Annotated in this window: 17 protein-coding genes; 4 read left to right on the top strand and 13 right to left on the bottom strand. The window is 35.6% G+C overall.

Annotation, left to right across the window (positions count from 1 at the left end; genetic code table 11):
* Nucleotides 1-26: 26 nt before the first annotated feature.
* On the top strand, nt 27-1040 hold the full coding sequence (gene lpxK / locus ACY2RT_RS04360; RefSeq protein ID WP_490154656.1) for a tetraacyldisaccharide 4'-kinase: 1014 nt from the start codon (nt 27-29) through the stop codon (nt 1038-1040).
* Here lpxK and ACY2RT_RS04355 read toward each other — a convergent pair.
* The 7 genes from ACY2RT_RS04355 to ACY2RT_RS04325 form a co-directional block, all read right to left on the bottom strand.
* The gene (locus ACY2RT_RS04355; protein ID WP_490154655.1) at nt 1037-3229 is read right to left on the bottom strand and encodes a response regulator; all 2193 of its coding nucleotides are present in this window, start codon (nt 3227-3229) and stop codon (nt 1037-1039) included. The genes lpxK and ACY2RT_RS04355 overlap by 4 nt on opposite strands.
* Before the next feature lie 111 nt (nt 3230-3340).
* Nucleotides 3341-4339 (bottom strand): type I glyceraldehyde-3-phosphate dehydrogenase, encoded by a 999-nt coding sequence (gene gap, locus ACY2RT_RS04350; protein ID WP_490154654.1) that lies wholly within the window; start codon nt 4337-4339, stop codon nt 3341-3343.
* A 9-nt stretch (nt 4340-4348) separates the two neighbouring features.
* Entirely contained in the window at nt 4349-5221 is an 873-nt protein-coding gene (lipA, locus tag ACY2RT_RS04345; RefSeq protein WP_490154653.1) for a lipoyl synthase, read from the bottom strand.
* A gap of 41 nt (nt 5222-5262) precedes the next feature.
* On the bottom strand, nt 5263-6471 hold the full coding sequence (locus ACY2RT_RS04340) for an Nramp family divalent metal transporter (protein ID WP_490154652.1): 1209 nt from the start codon (nt 6469-6471) through the stop codon (nt 5263-5265).
* The gene (locus tag ACY2RT_RS04335; protein WP_490154651.1) at nt 6468-7040 is read right to left on the bottom strand and encodes an RNA polymerase sigma factor; all 573 of its coding nucleotides are present in this window, start codon (nt 7038-7040) and stop codon (nt 6468-6470) included. The genes ACY2RT_RS04340 and ACY2RT_RS04335 overlap by 4 nt, the downstream gene beginning before the upstream one ends.
* Nucleotides 7031-8125: a glycosyltransferase gene (locus ACY2RT_RS04330; RefSeq protein ID WP_490154650.1), complete on the bottom strand. Its 1095-nt coding sequence runs from the start codon at nt 8123-8125 to the stop codon at nt 7031-7033. Before ACY2RT_RS04330 ends, ACY2RT_RS04335 begins: the two co-directional genes overlap by 10 nt.
* A gap of 20 nt (nt 8126-8145) precedes the next feature.
* Nucleotides 8146-8349 carry a membrane or secreted protein gene (locus tag ACY2RT_RS04325; RefSeq protein ID WP_490154649.1) on the bottom strand — a complete coding sequence of 68 codons (204 nt, stop codon included), beginning with the start codon at nt 8347-8349 and terminating at the stop codon, nt 8146-8148.
* A gap of 90 nt (nt 8350-8439) precedes the next feature.
* Here ACY2RT_RS04325 and ACY2RT_RS04320 point away from each other — a divergent pair, with 90 nt between their 5' ends.
* Complete coding sequence (locus ACY2RT_RS04320) at nt 8440-9051, top strand: fasciclin domain-containing protein (protein WP_490154648.1); 612 nt, start codon at nt 8440-8442, stop codon at nt 9049-9051.
* Here ACY2RT_RS04320 and murB read toward each other — a convergent pair.
* Both murB and ACY2RT_RS04310 read right to left on the bottom strand, forming a co-directional pair.
* On the bottom strand, nt 9048-10061 hold the full coding sequence (gene murB / locus ACY2RT_RS04315; protein ID WP_490154647.1) for a UDP-N-acetylmuramate dehydrogenase: 1014 nt from the start codon (nt 10059-10061) through the stop codon (nt 9048-9050). The two genes, ACY2RT_RS04320 and murB, sit on opposite strands and share 4 nt — an antisense overlap.
* On the bottom strand, nt 10061-11251 hold the full coding sequence (locus tag ACY2RT_RS04310; RefSeq protein WP_490154646.1) for a pyridoxal phosphate-dependent aminotransferase: 1191 nt from the start codon (nt 11249-11251) through the stop codon (nt 10061-10063). Before ACY2RT_RS04310 ends, murB begins: the two co-directional genes overlap by 1 nt.
* Before the next feature lie 115 nt (nt 11252-11366).
* Here ACY2RT_RS04310 and ACY2RT_RS04305 point away from each other — a divergent pair, with 115 nt between their 5' ends.
* Nucleotides 11367-12701 carry a pepsin/retropepsin-like aspartic protease family protein gene (locus tag ACY2RT_RS04305; RefSeq protein WP_490154645.1) on the top strand — a complete coding sequence of 445 codons (1335 nt, stop codon included), beginning with the start codon at nt 11367-11369 and terminating at the stop codon, nt 12699-12701.
* Between the two features lie 47 nt (nt 12702-12748).
* Here the strand turns inward: ACY2RT_RS04305 and ACY2RT_RS04300 are convergent, their stop codons facing one another.
* The gene (locus ACY2RT_RS04300; protein WP_490154644.1) at nt 12749-13144 is read right to left on the bottom strand and encodes a DUF1573 domain-containing protein; all 396 of its coding nucleotides are present in this window, start codon (nt 13142-13144) and stop codon (nt 12749-12751) included.
* A gap of 126 nt (nt 13145-13270) precedes the next feature.
* Here ACY2RT_RS04300 and ACY2RT_RS04295 point away from each other — a divergent pair, with 126 nt between their 5' ends.
* A complete protein-coding gene (locus ACY2RT_RS04295; protein ID WP_490154643.1) occupies nt 13271-15901 on the top strand; it encodes a valine--tRNA ligase in 2631 nt (876 codons plus the stop codon).
* A gap of 3 nt (nt 15902-15904) precedes the next feature.
* On the opposite strand, the gene ACY2RT_RS04290 is transcribed toward ACY2RT_RS04295, so the two are convergent.
* From ACY2RT_RS04290 to ACY2RT_RS04280, 3 genes are read right to left on the bottom strand one after another with little or no spacing between them, the layout of a single operon-like run.
* A complete protein-coding gene (locus ACY2RT_RS04290) occupies nt 15905-16171 on the bottom strand; it encodes an acyl-CoA-binding protein (RefSeq protein ID WP_490154642.1) in 267 nt (88 codons plus the stop codon).
* Nucleotides 16168-16818, bottom strand: coding sequence for a phosphatidylserine decarboxylase family protein (locus ACY2RT_RS04285; RefSeq protein ID WP_490154641.1), 651 nt, complete (start codon nt 16816-16818; stop codon nt 16168-16170). The genes ACY2RT_RS04290 and ACY2RT_RS04285 overlap by 4 nt, the downstream gene beginning before the upstream one ends.
* Nucleotides 16808-17611 carry a phosphatidate cytidylyltransferase gene (locus tag ACY2RT_RS04280; protein WP_490154640.1) on the bottom strand — a complete coding sequence of 268 codons (804 nt, stop codon included), beginning with the start codon at nt 17609-17611 and terminating at the stop codon, nt 16808-16810. The genes ACY2RT_RS04285 and ACY2RT_RS04280 overlap by 11 nt, the downstream gene beginning before the upstream one ends.
* Nucleotide 17612: the final 1 nt, after the last annotated feature.

Genomic DNA, 17612 nt, shown 5'->3' with positions numbered 1-17612 from the left:
AAAGATAAAAAAGTTACTTTCGTTATATGAACTTGCTTAGAAAAATACTTTTTCCCTTTTCAATATTGTATGGAGGTATAACGAGGCTACGAAACTATTTTTATGATAAGGGATTGTTGAAAAGTCGAACTTATGATATCCCAATTATTTGTGTAGGTAATTTAACTACAGGTGGTACAGGAAAATCTCCAATGATCCAATATCTGGTTTCTTTTCTGAAAGAGGATTACGAGCTTGCTATTTTAAGCAGGGGCTATAAAAGAAAAACAAAGGGTTTTCGTGAAGTTTTAATTGATAGCACTGTTGAAGAAGTAGGGGATGAGCCTCTTCAGTTTAAGCAGAATTTTCCAAAAGTCACTGTAGCTGTCTGTGCAGACAGGAGGGAAGGAATTGAGAGACTAAAATCCAAAGCAAATGTTATATTGTTGGATGATGCATTTCAGCATAGAAAGGTAAAAGCTTCCACTAATATCCTCCTAAGCTCTTATAATGACTTGTATATTGAAGATTATATGCTTCCAACTGGTAATTTACGAGAAGCGAGAAGTGGTTCAAAACGAGCCGATATCGTTCTAGTGACTAAATGCCCGGAAGGAGCTCCCTATGCAAAAATGCAGGAAATTCAATTTCGATTGAATCTACTGCCTCATCAAAAAATATACTTTTCAAAAATTGGGTATGATGCTCTAATTTATGGCGTCTCTGAAACGTTATCAATTCACTATCTACAAGATAAATCATTTACACTGGTTACCGGAATTGCAAACCCGGAACCCCTGATTGCATTTCTTAAAAGAAAACAATTCAGATTTATCCATGAAAAGTTTCCGGATCATCACAATTTTAGTACTTCAGACATAAAAAAATTGAAACAAAAGGAAATCATTCTAACTACAGAAAAGGACTATATGCGCTTACAGCCAAAACTTGAAAAGTTTGCATTGTACTATCTGCCAATAAAAGTGTTGATTTTAAATGAACAGGAGGAATTCTTTCAGGAAACCATCTTAAATAAAATTGAATACCATACAAGAAATTAACTGCCTACAGGAAATTTCCTGCCTTCAAGTGTACGATAGATTTTTTCGAAGAACTCTTCGGTTTTGAAAGGCTTTGGAATAATTTCATTGAAACCAGCACGATAAAAATCGTCTAAATTTTCATCAATGGTTACTGCAGTTAGCGCTATAATTGGAAGGTTTTTATCAAACTTTCTAATTCTCTGCGTTGCTTCAATACCACTAATTCCCGGCATATGGATATCCATTAAAATTACATCAAACGTATTTTCTTTTATCAGTTTTATGGCATCTATTCCATTGTCAGCCACCATACAATTCATCTTGTTCTTTTCAAGGATCTTTTTCGTGATCATTTGGTTTATTTTGTTGTCTTCAACAACCAAGACCCTTCTATTCTCCAATGCAACATAATCTACATCGTAGATAATGTTATTAGGATTTGTGTCTTCTCTTAATTCTTCAGCAATATTGAAATTAATATTGAACCAAAACTTAGATCCTTTTCCCAGCTGACTTTCCAAATGGATTTTGCTCCCCATAAGTTCCAGAAGGTTTTTAACAATGGAAAGCCCAAGGCCGGTACCTCCAAATTTTCTATTGATTTGAAGCGAAGCTTGAGAAAAAGTTTCAAAAATACTTTTTTGTTTTTTCTTTGAAATTCCTACTCCATTATCTTCGATCTCAAAGTGGAGAGAGACTTTACTATCTGTTTGGTCCAATTTGCTAACTCGTACAAAGACATCTCCATTTTGAGTAAATTTCACTGAATTACCCACCAGGTTGATTAATACCTGCGAAAGCTTTAATGGATCTCCAACAAGCTTATCCGGAATATTTTCATCGAATTCAAAATGTATATTGTTCTTCCTGTCATCGGCAGATTTTTTCAAAGCGATTAACACATCATTGATACGCTTTTTGATGGAGAAAGTTGTTTTTTCAATCTCAACCTTATTGGCTTCCAGTTTGTTCAGGTCAAGGATGTTATTGATAAGAGACAATAAGTATTCCCCAGAAAATTTTAGGGAGTTTAGATGCTCTTTTTGATGTGGTCTGGGATCTTCTTCCAATAACAAATGAGTAAGTCCTGTTACAGCATATAACGGAGTACGCAATTCATGGGTAATGGTAGAAAGAAACTGAGCTTTGGCGAGAGATGCTTTTTCTGCTTTTTCCTTAGCTAATAATAATTCGTTGTTTTTGTCCTGTAATAATTCATTTGCCTTGGCACGCAGATTATTGTTTTTATATAATGACAATGTTAAAAGGGATAAGATCACAATTAATGCAATACTTAAACCGGTAGTCATTTTACCAAAGTTAATAGATTTTTGCTGTTTATCCAGATCGTCCTGCTGCGTAGCAATGATCTCATTCAGGTCACCGACATTTGCTTCTGTTTCGACCCCTTTTGATAATGCAGAAAAGAATATCTGATTAATTGAGTCCTTTTTTTCAGAGTATAGGATTAAGTAGTTTTCCGCTTCAGGGGTTCTGTTTTCTTTTAGTGCAATTCGGGAAGAAATCTTATAGCTTTCAATCTTAAGTTTTGTATAAGAATTTGAGTTAATGATCACCAGAGCTTTTGCTAATGATGCTTTAGCGAGTTCAAGATTATTTTTTACCTCTCCTTCTTCAATATCCAATAATGCGGAAGCCTTCTTGAGGTATGAAAGTGCTTCCTGATAAGAAAGGCCGTTACTTATAAATAGTGGTATCCCGGCATCGAGATAATTTACTGAATTTTTTAGATTTCCCCTTTTCAATTCTAGAATTCCCCTCCCCAAAATGACATTTGCCTGATTTTTTTCATCATTTTGTTGTGTGAAAATCGAATCTGCACTTTTAAAATATCTTTCGGCTTCTTCAAAATCCCCTGTCTTTGTAAGAATCAGTCCAAAAAGATTGTAAGCTTTGGCTAATTCACTTTTGTCATTGGATTGTTTTATGGTTGGAATAGCTTTCCGTATTTCGGAAGCAGCTTTTTCATAATTTTCAATATAATAGTATAATTCTGCTCCATTTAGTTGAAGATCTGCTTTTAGTAAGTGATCATCGATATTGGATACTAATTTGTTAGCTTTCGCTAAATTAGTAATGGCAAGTTCAAAATTATGTACTATAATAGCTTGCCCGGCCTCAATCTGATAACTTTTTATGAGGGCAATAGTATCCTGTTTTTTTCCTTGCGCATTTATAGTGGACAAGAAAAAAAAACAGAACAAAACGGGGAATAATATCTTGTATTTTAGGGGAATACTATTCATCTATCTTATGTACTTCGGCGATAAATATAGTCATTTCCTCGATAATGAGGGTTATTTATTAGAAAATTGTAGGATTAAATCGACAATTCTTGAAGAATACCCTATTTCATTGTCGTACCAACCAATGATTTTGACCATTTTACCGATAACTGAGGTCATTCCGGCATCAAAGATGCAAGAATGTGCATTTCCAACGATATCAATAGATACAATGGGGTCTTCGGTATATTGAAGTATTCCTTTTAACTCATTCTCTGAAGCCCTTTTAAATGCAGCATTGACAGTTTCGATGGAAACTACCTCCTTAACGTTTAAGGTAATATCTGTTAATGATCCGTTTGGAACCGGAACCCGTATGCCGCAGCCCCCGATAGCCGAAGCCAGTTCGGGAAAAATCTTGGTTAATGCTTTGGCAGCCCCTGTAGTTGTAGGGACAATGGATTGCCCTGCAGCCCTAGCCCTGCGTAGATCCCTATGAGGCTGATCGTGCAAGCTCTGGTCTGTTGTGTAAGAATGTACAGTTGTGATATAGGCTTGTTCAATACCACATAGCTCATTGATGATTTTTAGCATTGGAGCAGCATTGTTGGTAGTACACGATGCATTTGATACAATATTGTCCTGAGAACTTAAAATATGCTCGTTAACGCCACAAACAACTGTTTTTATATCATCTTCTACGGGAGGTACAGATAAAATTACTTTTTTGGCTCCATTTTTCAGGTGGTTTTCTAATTCTTCACGACTTTTGAATTTTCCCGAGCATTCTATTACAAAGTCTACACCTCCCCATTGAATTGCTTTAATATCCTTTTCAGAAGAAAAACAAATTGCTTTTCCGGCAACTGTTATTTTTTTTTCTGAATAGTCGATATCTTCTTGTAAAACTCCATGAATACTGTCATATTTCAGTAAATGGCTAAGCGTTTTTGTGTCTGAAATATCATTCACAGCAACTACTTCTATACTAGGATGATGAATTAATAGCCTAAAAAGACTTCTCCCTATACGGCCAAAACCGTTAATTCCTATTTTGATAGTTCTCTCCATGAATTACAGCTACGTAAGGTGTTTTTGGGCTTTGTAAGAAGAGCGTACTAAAGCTCCGCTTTCCACATGACGGAATCCCATTTCCAATCCAATTTTTTCATATTTTTCAAATTGCTCAGGAACTATAAACTCTTTAACCGGCAGATGCTTTTTGGAGGGCTGCAGGTATTGTCCAAGGGTTACAATATCGAGCCCAACATTGCGAAGATCCTCCATAGTCTGGAGAACTTCGGTTTCGGTTTCGCCCAGACCCAACATAATGCCGCTTTTTGTTCGTTCAATGCCTTGTTCCTTTAAATACCTCAAAACTTCTAAACTACGCTCATATTTGGCTTGTATACGTACTTCACGCGTTAATCTTTTTACGGTTTCCATATTATGTGAGACAACTTCCGGTTTTACTGCAATAATCCGATCAATATTCCTGGTAACACCCTGGAAATCCGGAATTAATGTTTCAAGAGTTGTTTCAGGGTTCATGCGGCGAATGGCCTTTACAGTCTCAGCCCAGATAATAGACCCCATATCTTTTAAATCATCACGGTCTACAGAGGTGACTACCGCATGTTTAATATTCATAAGTTTAATAGAACGAGCTACTTTTTCAGGCTCGTCCCAGTCCACCGTTTCTGGCCTTCCGGTTTTTACACCACAAAAACCACAGGAACGTGTACAAATATTTCCTAAGATCATAAAGGTAGCTGTACCTTCTGTCCAACATTCACCCATATTTGGGCAACTTCCGGAGGTGCAAATGGTGTGTAAATTATATTTATCGACCAAGCCACGTAATTCGGTATATTTCTTACCCGTGGGCAACTTCACCCGAAGCCATTTTGGCTTTGGTGCAGGTTTTTGGGCATTAATTGTATCTGTACTCATAAGAAGCTACAAAGGTACAAAGAATACCTATAAAAACAGTATTACAATGTGGTGAGATACCATATACTAAACGCAATTAAAACGAATATGGAAATGATACTGTATAGCTTTAAAAAGTTAGAAGGTTGTGCCTCTTTTGGCGTGTGTTTCCCCGTAAGCAGCCTGTAATTAACTATAGCATAGAATGGAGCCGTTAAAAACGATAGAATAGTGGCAATTTTTATGAGGAGCCCCATTTCAGAAATAAAAAAGAAAAAGATAGCAAGCGTTCCACTTACTAAAATTAAAAGCCAGATTAAATAACCATTTTTTAATGGTTTTCCGCTTAAAATTTTGGCAGTGCTGTTCATGACTCTTGGGGATGCATCTAAAGTGGTCAGGGTTGTACTAAACATGGTTGTTAATGCTGCAATACCTATAATTATTTTAGCTCCATCACCTAAACTAGAAGTATACATTGATATCAATTGATTTGCAAATTCTCCTCCTTTTGGAGAAAAACTCTCCCCGGTACCAAATAATACTAAGGCACCAAGGGATAAAAACCCAATTGCCAGAATTGTGGTAGTGATATAACCTATATTGAAATCGAAGCGAGATTGTTTTGGAGTGATCGAGGGGTTTAATTTCTTCTTTTCAACGGTCCAAATGGAGTGCCAAATAGAAATATCCAATGGTGCCGGCATCCAGCCCATAAAGGCAATTAAAAAGGCAATTGATGCTGCTTCTTTTGGAATTACCTGAGATATACTTATAGAGGTTTCGGGCTTTATGGCAAGACCTACAGCAATAATAGTACTTATAGTTAGGCAAAGAATAATAATCTTCATCAATGAATCCAAGATCTTAAACCTTCCGATAATTAGTATGGTAAAACAAATTCCGGTAACAACAGCGGTCCAAAACACCACTGATCCACTTACAAATAAGGAAGATGCAATTCCTGCTGTTACAATAGTTACTGCAGTTTGAATAGTGAACATTGTTGCAAAGGTGATCACAAAGTAAGCTATTAAAACACCTTTACCCAATTTTCTGTATCCTGCTAAAAGACTTTCTCCGGTTGCTGATGCATAACGAGGACCAAATTCAAAAAAAGGATACTTTACGGCATTTATCAATAGTAAGGCCCATAACAATCCAAAACCAAAATCTGCACCTGCCCGGGTTGATTGTACCAGATGTGAAACGCCAATAGCTGCCCCGGCAAATAGAAAACCGGGTCCCAGTTTTTTAAGTGAAAATCTCAATTGTTGTGGTTTTGTGTAATAATTTCAGCTAATAATTTTCGGGCTCGTAATAATCTTATCTTTACATTATTGAGAGGTTCTTCCAAAGTTTCAGAAATTTCATTATAGCTCATTTCCTGAAAATATCGAAGATTAATAATCTCTTGGTAATGAGGTTTTAGTTCCTTTATGAATTGAAGCAATTCTGCCAGATTCTGCTCTGTAATTAATTTATCTTCGGGAGTGGGATTGAGATCTGCTATTTTTTTGACGTGTTCGTCGCTGGCATCGGTTGTGTGTATATGGATTGAAGCATTCTTTTTTCGGGTCTTATCTATCTGTATATTTTTTGAAATAGTTACCAACCAAGTACCAAAAGCATATTTTTCGTTAAACGTTTCTATTTTGTCAAATGCTTTTGAAAAGGTCTCAATGGTAATATCTTCTGCCTCATACTCATCTTTTACTCTTTTAATTTGAAAGCCATACACTTTATTCCAAAAATAATCTAACAAAAAATTGAATGCACTTTGCTTTCCTTTTTTTGCTTTTTGAATTTGATGTAAGATATATGCTTTCGTTATTTCCACTTAGCTGGTTTTGAAATACTATTAGAAATAAAGATACTCATTTGAACGAATACTAAAAAGAATTCGAAAAAAGGAAGGAAGGGTATAAGGCTTTTTTCTTTAAGCTTCACAGCAGAGCTGCCAACAACTATCCACTGAACTAAAAGCCTGAAAATAATTAGTATAGCAGGAATCTTCCAATCCAAAACTACTAGATTGATAATTGCCAATACCCAAAACAAAAAATTGAAAATATAATAGGAACTTAACAAAAGCCGATGCTTGAACTTATACAATCTAGCAGTTGTAAGATGTCTTTTTTTCTGAAGTATCCAGGATTTCCATGCTTTTTTTGGAATTGAATAGGTAAATGCGTTTTCGGCGAAACAAATTGCTGTATTCTCCTTAGTTGCAACTTCATTAACGAACAGGTCATCATCTCCTGAAGCAATTTTCATATGAGACATAAAACCATTGATGCTATAGTAAAGATTACTGGTATACGCCAGATTACGCCCTACGCCCATATAGGGCATTCCAACTTTTGCATAGGAGAAATATTGTAAAGCAGTCATCAATGTTTCAAACCGAATGAGCTTATTTAAAAATGTAGGAGCTTTTTCGTAAGCGCCATAGCCTATAATTAGTTGTTTTCTTTCAGAAAAATGTGATGCCATTTCTTTTAACCATTGATCACTGGAAGGCCGGCAATCTGCATCTGTAAAAAGCATTCTTTTATTCTTTGCTTTTTTAATACCAAGGGTTAAAGCATATTTTTTACTGGCCCAAAAAGCTTCATTATTTTCAACATTGACAATTTTAATACGAGAGTCTTTTTTGCCAAAGTATTCCATCACCTCCAATGTATTGTCTATAGATGCATCATTTATCAAAATAATTTCAAAATCCGGGTAGTCCAATTTTTGCCACAGAGGAATATACTTTTTAAGGTTTTCGGCTTCATTTTTTGCACAAACAAGCAGAGAAACAGGGTATTTTTTCGAAGTAATTTTTTCAGAAGCTTTAATAAAGGAAAATTTTGAAAAAAGAAAGAAGTACAAACAGTTTATAAAAACTACTGCAGCAAAAACATAAAGTAGTATCATAAGCTGCTGAAGAATTTATACTATTTGTGGGATGTTTCGTTACAAGTATCAAACTTGTCCGGGGTTTTTCCACAGAAACCACAAGCTTCCCCATCTTTATTTAAAAAAGGACTTTGACTGGCACAGGTTCCTGCAAATTTACCATCTTTTTTACCCCATATTTTTATAGCGATACCGGCAAAAGCAAGTAGTAATAATACAAAAGTGATTATAAAAATTTCCATACTATTCTTTTGAAAAACAAAAATACAATCTTTCTTGGTGATGTGCATGTAATTTCATTATTTTTAGCTTGAATTTTGAATAATCTAACTATGAAATTTATTTATCGCTCTCTTTGGGTTTTTGCTTTTTCAATAACTTTAATTGCCTGTAAGGAGGAAACCAAAGAGACTACGAAGATTGATGAGCCAGTAAAGGAAAATGTTGTTGTAAAAAAGGAAAAGAAACCCCTGACCGAAGAAGAAAAAGCACTGGCAAATAGTGTTTTCAGTAAAGTTATGGTTACGCCAGAGCTAAAAATGTATGCAAGTTATATGGTTTCTGCAGAATTGGCCGATATTCTTATAGAACAAAAAGGACCTTATACAGTACTGGCACCTGAGGATGGATCTTTCGGAAAATTGGATGCGGAAAAGAGAGAGAGTTTTTTAAGACCTGAGAACAAAGAGAATTTGATAGCACTATTGAAATGCCATATTGTGGAAGGGAATCACGATTCCGTTTCTCTAATTCAGAATATAAGGAATGGTGGCGGAACATATACTCTAAAAACGATTTCTGGTGAAACTTTGACCGTTTCAAAAAAAGGAGATGATATAGCTATAAAAAATGCCAAGGGTAGTAAGGGGGTCATCAAAAAGAGTGACATCAATGGTTCAAATGGAGTAGTTCACACCATAGATGCATTGCTATTATTAGATTAGAAAACATTTACTTCAGGTTCAATATAGATCCCAAATTTTTCTTTTACCGATTTCTGAATATTTAAAGCTAATTGCCAAATTTCATTTCCGGTAGCATTGCCATGATTTACCAATACCAACGCTTGGTTTTTATGTACCCCTGCGTTTCCAAAACGCTTTCCTTTAAAGCCTGCCTGCTCAATTAACCAACCAGCCGGAACCTTAAATTCTGTAGGAGAAACTTCATAAAAAGGAGCCTCCGGGAAATTCAATCTGAAAGTTCTGAAAGTATCTGAGTCCAGGACAGGGTTCTTAAAAAAACTACCACTGTTTCCCAACTCCTTTGGGTCCGGTAGTTTGGATTGGCGAATAGCGATTACCGCCTCTGAAATGTCTTTAATAGTAGGGCTTTCTATATTTTTAGCAGCTAAATTTTCCTGAATGGCACCATAAGATGTACTTAAGGTATGATCACGTTTTGTTAGTTTAAGTGTAACGTCTGTAATAATATATTTGCCTTTCACTTTATTTTTAAAGATAGAATTTCGATATCCAAACTCGCATTCTTTTTTATTAAATGTCTTTTCGGTTTGAGTAGCAATATCTATCGCACTGCAGCTTTCAAAGACATCTTTTAATTCTACACCATATGCGCCAATGTTCTGAATAGGGGCAGTACCTACATTTCCCGGGATAAGAGATAAGTTTTCGATTCCGCCATAATTATTCTTAACACAATGGGTTACAAATTCATGCCAGTTTTCACCGGCCATAACTTTTAGAATTACATGATTTTCGTCTTCAGAAAGAACATCAATTCCTTTTAGGTTTATATACAATACAAGTGCATCGATATCCTGGGTAAGTAACATATTACTTCCTCCTCCTAAAATAAAAAGCTTTTCTTCGGAATAGGAGGTAAGAGCTTCTTTTAGTTCAGTGATCGTTGCAACTTCAATAAGATAACGTGCTTTAACATCAATCCCGAAGGTGTTTAACTTTTTTAGCGATTTATTTTTTTTTAGTTGCATTAATCACGGTATTGTTCTAATGCGACTTTTAAGATTTTTACGGCTTTAATAAGGCTTTCTTTATTAAGTACATAAGCTATCCGCACCTGATTTAATCCTACACCCGGACTGGAATAAAAACCGGCTGCCGGTGCTACCATAACAGTTTCACCGTTATAATCAAATTCCTCCAAAAGCCATTGAGCAAATGCATCGCTGTTTTTTACCGGAAGTTCGACGATACAATAAAAAGCTCCTTTTGGCATTCCTACTTTTACACCCGGAATTTCTTGTAAATGCTGTATTAATGTATTTCGGCGGTCTACATATTCATTAATGACATTGTCAAAATAACTTTTGGGAGTTTGTAACGCAGCCTCACTGGCAATTTGAGCAAAAGTTGGTGGGCTCAACCTGGCCTGAGCAAACTTCAAAGCTGTTTTAATAACATTTTTATTCTTAGAAACCAGACATCCAATTCGTGCACCACACATACTATATCGCTTTGAAACAGAATCAATTATGATACCGTTTTCGGACATGTTTTCTTCTTGTAGAATGGAATAGTGTTCAAAACCATCATATGTGAATTCACGATATACTTCATCTGCCACTAAGAACAGGTCGTGTTTTTTTACTATAGAAGCGAGTGTTTGAATTTCTTCTTTGGAATACAGGTAACCGGTAGGGTTTCCGGGATTGCAAATAAGTATGGCTTTGGTCTTTGGAGTAATAAGTCGTTCAAATTCTGAAATTGGAGGCAATGCAAAATTATCTTCGATCTTTGAAATAACCGGAACTATTTTTACTCCGGAAGCTGTTGCAAAACCGTTGTAATTAGCATAGAAAGGTTCGGGTATAATAATTTCATCACCGGCGTCTGCTATACTTCCCATTGCAAATAATAAAGCTTCACTTCCTCCCGTTGTTACGATGATGTCATCTGCATCAACATCAATATGGTTTTTTTTATAGTACCGGGCTATTTTTTCACGGTATGCTTCAGATCCTTCAGAACGAGAGTAAGCCAATACCTCTAAACTATGAGAAGCAACAGCATTCATAGCAATTTGTGGTGTTTTAATATCCGGCTGTCCTATATTTAAATGGTAAACAGTTTTATTTTCTTTATATGCTTTTTCGGCATAAGGAACCAATTTTCTTATAGGTGATTCCGGCATATTTTGACCCTTGACAGAAATAGAAGGCATAGCTTTGTTATTTAAAGGCAAAGTTGCGAAATATATTTTATAAATCCATACAGTATTGTGCTACTTTCAGTAAATTTTTATATCTTCAATTTTATTGAAAACAACTCAAAAAATAATGCATTTAGCCCTTTTTTTAGGGGTTTTTTTAGGGGTATATGTTACCGGTTTTTCTCAAAGAGGATTTTCATTACCAGAGGATGTTAAAAAAGATAAGGTCCGCTTTGAATTAGTAAACAACCTTGTAATAATTCCGGTAACTATAAATGGTACCGAGCTTTCTTTTTTACTGGACACAGGTGTTAATTCTACTATTCTCTTTGGTGTTTCACAAGAAGATTCTCTGGAATTAAGAAATGCAAGACCCTTAAGGCTTCGTGGCCTGGGAGAAGGGGGCAGTATCGAAGCGCTTAGAAGTAGGAACAATTCGGTCACTATTGGAGATGCTACAGATGAAGATCATACAATTTATGTAATCTTTGAGCAATCTCTTAACCTTTCTCCTCGTATGGGGCTTCCTGTACATGGCATAATAGGCTATGAATTTTTTAAAAAATTTATTGTTAAAACTGATTATTTAAAGAAGCGAATAACCTTTTATGACCCACTTCAATTTACTCCAAAAGTGTGTAGGTCCTGTGAGGTTTTTGATCTTAGGTTCCATGAAAATAAACCCTATTTAGACCTTAACATTACATCCTTTAATGTCTCGAAAGAAGTTACTTTACTTTTAGATAGTGGTTCCAGTGATGCTCTCTGGCTTTTTGATGAAGCTATGGGAATAACAGAATCTCCCCAAAACTATTTTGATGACTTTTTAGGTTTGGGGTTAAGCGGTAATATTTTTGGGAAACGTTCAAGATTAACTGAAGCAAGTTTGGGAAAATATACATTAAAAGATATAAATGTTGCTTTTCCAAGTGAAAAGGCTTTAGATAACATTAATTTTTATGAAGAACGGGACGGAAGCATTGGTGGGGATATTCTTAAACGCTTTACAATTATAATGGATTATCCGGGTAAAAGAATGATCCTTAGAAAGAATGGTAATTTTAATGACCCGTTCTATTATAATATGAGTGGCCTAACCATTGAACATGACGGATTAGTGGTAGTAAAAGATGAGAAAGAAATTCTTGAGGGTGCATTAAATGGAACAAATGAAGTTAACGAGACTAGTGGCGCGGTGACTATTTTAACACAGAAGGTATATAGTTTTTTTCTGGCCCCTAAATTTGTGGTAGCCGATGTGAGAAGTAATTCGCCGGCAGCATTAGCAGGAATTGAAAAAGGGGATGAGATCATTAGTATCAACAATAAGCTTTCCTACCGCTATAAACTATACGAATTGGTTGCGTTATTTAGCTCTAAAGTGGGTAGGACAATTTCAATGGTTATTGAACGAAATGGAGTGCAGTCTAAAGTTAGGTTTAGCCTTAAAAAAGTAATATAAAAAAACCGCCTTTTTAGGCGGTTTTTAAATAATAATATTAAGTAATGTTATCTTGTTTTTTCTAAAACACTTTTACCTTCCGCAAGTACTTCACCTTTAATTTTTAATGCTTTAATGGGCTCGTCTGCATTTGAATATACAGTAACGGTCTTTCTTATAGGCCCAACTCGGTTTGTATCATACTTTACTTCTATAGTACTGCTTGCACCAGGAGCAATAGGACCATCCGGTTTTTTAGGGACTGTACAGCCACAACTTGATTTTACATCACTAATAATTAAAGGAGCATTACCAGTATTTGTAAATTCAAAAACACGAACACCATCACTGCCTTTTGCAACTTGCCCATAATTTATTGTTTCAGCTTTAAAACTAATTTTCGCTTGTGCATTAGCAGCAAAACTAACTAATGCTACTACTGCTATAATTACTAATTTTTTCATAGTTTTTAAATTTTTGAGTAGCTAATGTAAGTATCTTTCTTACAAACTGCAAAATAAGTTATTCACTTTTATAATCTTACAGATATAACTACTTTTGCACATTACAATTCAAAAATTAGACCAAACATGGCCCTAGAAGCAAAATATAATGCTCAAAATGTTGAAGATAAGTGGTATAGCTACTGGATGGAACATAATTATTTTCACAGTGAAGTAGATGAAAGAGAACCATACACTATTGTTATTCCACCACCAAATGTAACAGGAGTGCTACATATGGGGCATATGTTAAATAATACGCTACAGGATGTACTAATTCGTCGTGCACGCTTAAAAGGCTTTAATGCCTGCTGGGTGCCAGGAACAGACCATGCTTCAATTGCTACTGAAGCCAAAGTTGTGGCAAAATTAAAAGAAGAGGGTATTCAAAAAACAGATCTCTCACGTGAAGCTTTTCTGGAACATGCCTGGGAATGGACACACAAACATGGGGGGATTATCCTTGAACAGTTAAAGAAATTAGGTGCTTCCTGTGACTGGGAACGCACTAAATTTACTATGGATGACGATATGTCTGCATCTGTAATCAAAGTTTTTGTGGATTTATATAGAAAAGGAAACATATATCGTGGTTATCGTATGGTTAATTGGGACCCGCAAGCAAAAACAACACTGTCTGACGAAGAAGTGATCTATGAAGAAAAGCAAGGAAACCTATACTATTTAAACTATAAGATAGAAGGTAGTAATGACCATGTAACAATTGCTACTACTCGCCCCGAAACAATTCTCGGTGATACCGCAATCTGTATTAATCCAGATGATGAACGCTTTACTCATTTAAAAGGAAAAAAGGCCATTGTTCCTATATGCAACCGTGTTATCCCAATTATCGAAGATGAATATGTAACGATGGAGTTTGGTACGGGCTGTTTAAAAGTAACGCCTGCACACGATGAAAATGATAAAGTATTAGGAGACAAGCACGGTTTGGAAGTTATTGATATCCTGAATGATGATGCAAGTTTGAATAGTTATGGATTACATTATGAAGGCAAAGATCGTTTTGTAGCCCGTAAAGAAATTGTAAAAGAACTGGAGGAGATGGGAGTTGTTACAAAAATTGAACAACATACCAACAAAGTAGGAACCAGTGAACGAACAGGAGCAGTTATTGAACCTAAATTAAGTGACCAATGGTTCTTGAAAATGAAAGAGTTGGCACAACCGGCTTTAGATGCTGTTCTTGAAAAGGACGTAAGCCTTGTTCCTGAAAAATTTATAAACACATACCGTCATTGGATGGAAAATGTCCGGGATTGGAATATATCTCGTCAACTTTGGTGGGGGCAACAGATTCCAGCCTTTTATTTTGGTGATGGTAAAGAAGATTTTGTAGTTGCCGAAACCTTGGATGAAGCTATTGTTGAAGCCAGAAAAAGAACCGGAAAGGACACACTGTCTGCTTTAGATCTTAGACAGGATTCGGATGTATTGGATACCTGGTTTTCTTCCGGACTTTGGCCAATAACAGTTTTTAACGGAATTCTAGAGCCTGACAACAAGGAAATTGATTATTACTATCCTACAAACGATTTAGTTACCGCACCAGAGATCTTATTCTTTTGGGTAGCAAGAATGATTATTTATGGATATGAATACCGGAAAGAGAAACCATTTACAAATGTGTATCTCACAGGAATAGTTCGTGACAAGCAACGAAGAAAAATGAGTAAGTCGTTGGGAAATTCTCCGGACCCAATTGAATTAATGAAAAAATATGGTGCTGACGGTGTGCGCGTGGGAATGTTGTTAAGTTCACCTGCCGGAAACGATTTAATGTTCGATGAAGACCTTTGTAAGCAGGGAAGCGGTTTTATAAATAAAATTTGGAATGCATATAGATTGATCGATGGCTGGGAAGTTTCTGAAGAAAAAGAAGAGACCGAAACAGCAGCTATTGCCCTAAAATGGTACCTGAATAAATTTCAAAAGACGTTAGCAGAGATCGAAGATCATTATAGCAAATACCGCATTAGTGATGCGCTAATGGCAACATATAAATTGGTGTGGGATGATTTTTGTTCCTGGTTGCTGGAAATGGTGAAACCCGGATACGGTGAGCCTATTTCTGCTGAAACTTATAAAAAGGTGATCTCGGTTTTAGAGAATAATTTGAAAATATTGCATCCTTTTGTTCCATTTGTTTCTGAAGAGATATGGCAGCATATAACAGAACGCACCCCACAAGAAGCTTTAATAATTGCTGACTGGCCGGAAGCACAATCTTTCGATTTAGAGTTGATAAAAGAATTTGAGTTTGCTTCAGAAGTGGTATCGGGAATACGGACTATCAGGAAAGAGAAGAATATTTCTTTTAAAGAAGCTATAAACCTTTCAGTTATAAATAATACCGGTGCTTTGAGTACATTTGATACTGTGATATGTAAGCTCGGAAATATTTCGGACCTAAATTATATTTCTGAAAAGATAGAGGGTGCATTGACATTCCGGGTAAAATCAAACGAATATTTTGTACCTATTGCAGGGAATATCGATGTCGAAGAAGAAATTGTAAAGCTTACTGAAGAATTAAAATATACGGAAGGTTTTTTGAAGAGCGTTCAGGGAAAACTGAAGAATGAACGTTTTGTTAGTGGTGCACCGGAAAAAGTAGTGATGATAGAAAAACAAAAAGAAGCAGATGCACTTGCTAAAATTGAAACTATTAAAGCAAGTTTAGCGAGTTTACAGTAATTACTATTTTCTATATAAAAAATATTGATTTACTGCTTCAATGTAGAGTTCTTTTGCTTCATCAGAGCTTAAATGCCTTGTCTGAAACAGGGCATTGGTTTTAAAAGCACTAATTAAAGGCTTGGTTCCGGTAGACGTATCATGAGAATTAGTGGCACGTTTATAATAAGCATATAATTTCAATAAAACATCAGCAGGAAAAGGGTCTGTATGTCTGTTGATGCTTTCCACAGCATTTTTAAAAGCAATATCTAATTCTTCCGGTGTCATTTTGATGCAATGGCGGTAATACCTCCTTTTACTTTTTGATTCAGTTTTACATCTATCTTAGCCTCTATTGGTAGAAAAACATCTACCCGAGAACCAAATTTTATAAACCCACTGTCCTCTGTTTGTTTGACCTCTTGTCCTTCCTTTGCATAATTTACGATCCTTTTTGCCAAAGCCCCTGCAATCTGGCGGAACAATACATCACCAAAGACCGGTGTATCTAACACGACAGTAGTACGCTCATTTTCTTCACTGGACTTAGGATGCCAGGCTACCAAATATTTTCCCGGATGGTATTTACTGTATACTATTTTTCCACCAACAGGATAACGGGTAACGTGAACATTTAAGGGAGACATAAATACGGAGACCTGTATACGTTTTTCATTGAAGTACTCTTTTTCAAATACTTCTTCAATCACAACCACTTTACCATCTACAGGAGAAAGGATCTGTCTTTCACTGAATACAAAATTTCTTTTTGGATTTCTGAAGAATTGAAGTACTAAGACCAAAAGGATCATCAATAACACAATAATGCTACCCTTGAGAAACTTGTTTTCAATAAAGAAATCAGTAATAAGACTTAATATTATACAAATAAAAAGCGCGATGAAAATTATTTTATGTCCTTCCTTATGAAACATAGTCTACAATTTCTAAAAAGGTGTATACAAAGGGGCTGGCATAAATAACACTATCGAGTCTATCATATAATCCTCCGTGTCCCGGCATTAGTATACCACTATCTTTTACGTTTGCCTGACGCTTAAACTTTGACTGAATTAAATCCCCCACCGTTCCAAATAAAGTAACAATAACAGCCAATGTTATCCAAATACTTAAACTAAAAAGTTGTACGTACTTAAAGATAAAAAATGCTGCGCAAATAGAACCTACCAATCCTCCCAAAAATCCTTCGACTGTTTTTTTAGGGGATATACGTTCCAATAGTTTACGTTTCCCCAGGTTTTTACCAATGAGATACGCGAATGTATCATTAGCCCAAATTAATATAAAAACTCCAATAATTATTTCCGGAACAAATTTTTCATTTCTGAAAGGAATTAGTGTCAAGAAAACAAAACCACTTATTAAATAGAAAATTATTGTAATGTATTTTTTCTTTTCGAACATGGGAATTTTGTTCACCCATAATACATCTTTCAATAAAAACAGGTTAATGAACACAGAGAGGATCAAGAATAAACTTACTGCATTGGCATCAAATACCGAATAACTTAAAAAATACATCCCTGCTGCCAATAGTACGTAAGCAATGTAACTTTTTAAATGTACCAATCGCAAAAATTCGTTAAGAGTAATAAGCCCAAGAATAAAGAAAAGCCCCATAAACCATTCGCGCGATGCAAACATTGAGAAGATTATTATCGAAATGTATAAAACACCCGATATGGATCGCACGATAAGTTCTTTCATA

The sequence above is a fragment of the Ulvibacter sp. 2210JD10-4 genome, from assembly GCF_058148525.1.
Note: the sequence above shows the minus strand (reverse complement) of the source record. Positions and strands in the feature narration are given on the sequence as shown.

Coding starts and splice junctions, on each gene's coding strand:
- gap (WP_490154654.1), bottom strand. CDS start 4,339: ATGGAGAGAACTATCAAAATAGGAATTAACGGTTTTGGCCGTATAGGG.
- murB (WP_490154647.1), bottom strand. CDS start 10,061: ATGCAACTAAAAAAAAATAAATCGCTAAAAAAGTTAAACACCTTCGGG.
- ACY2RT_RS04305 (WP_490154645.1), top strand. CDS start 11,367: ATGCATTTAGCCCTTTTTTTAGGGGTTTTTTTAGGGGTATATGTTACC.
- ACY2RT_RS04330 (WP_490154650.1), bottom strand. CDS start 8,125: ATGATACTACTTTATGTTTTTGCTGCAGTAGTTTTTATAAACTGTTTG.
- ACY2RT_RS04310 (WP_490154646.1), bottom strand. CDS start 11,251: ATGCCTTCTATTTCTGTCAAGGGTCAAAATATGCCGGAATCACCTATA.
- ACY2RT_RS04295 (WP_490154643.1), top strand. CDS start 13,271: ATGGCCCTAGAAGCAAAATATAATGCTCAAAATGTTGAAGATAAGTGG.
- lpxK (WP_490154656.1), top strand. CDS start 27: ATGAACTTGCTTAGAAAAATACTTTTTCCCTTTTCAATATTGTATGGA.
- ACY2RT_RS04290 (WP_490154642.1), bottom strand. CDS start 16,171: ATGACACCGGAAGAATTAGATATTGCTTTTAAAAATGCTGTGGAAAGC.
- ACY2RT_RS04285 (WP_490154641.1), bottom strand. CDS start 16,818: ATGTTTCATAAGGAAGGACATAAAATAATTTTCATCGCGCTTTTTATT.
- ACY2RT_RS04320 (WP_490154648.1), top strand. CDS start 8,440: ATGAAATTTATTTATCGCTCTCTTTGGGTTTTTGCTTTTTCAATAACT.
- ACY2RT_RS04300 (WP_490154644.1), bottom strand. CDS start 13,144: ATGAAAAAATTAGTAATTATAGCAGTAGTAGCATTAGTTAGTTTTGCT.
- lipA (WP_490154653.1), bottom strand. CDS start 5,221: ATGAGTACAGATACAATTAATGCCCAAAAACCTGCACCAAAGCCAAAA.
- ACY2RT_RS04325 (WP_490154649.1), bottom strand. CDS start 8,349: ATGGAAATTTTTATAATCACTTTTGTATTATTACTACTTGCTTTTGCC.
- ACY2RT_RS04280 (WP_490154640.1), bottom strand. CDS start 17,611: ATGAAAGAACTTATCGTGCGATCCATATCGGGTGTTTTATACATTTCG.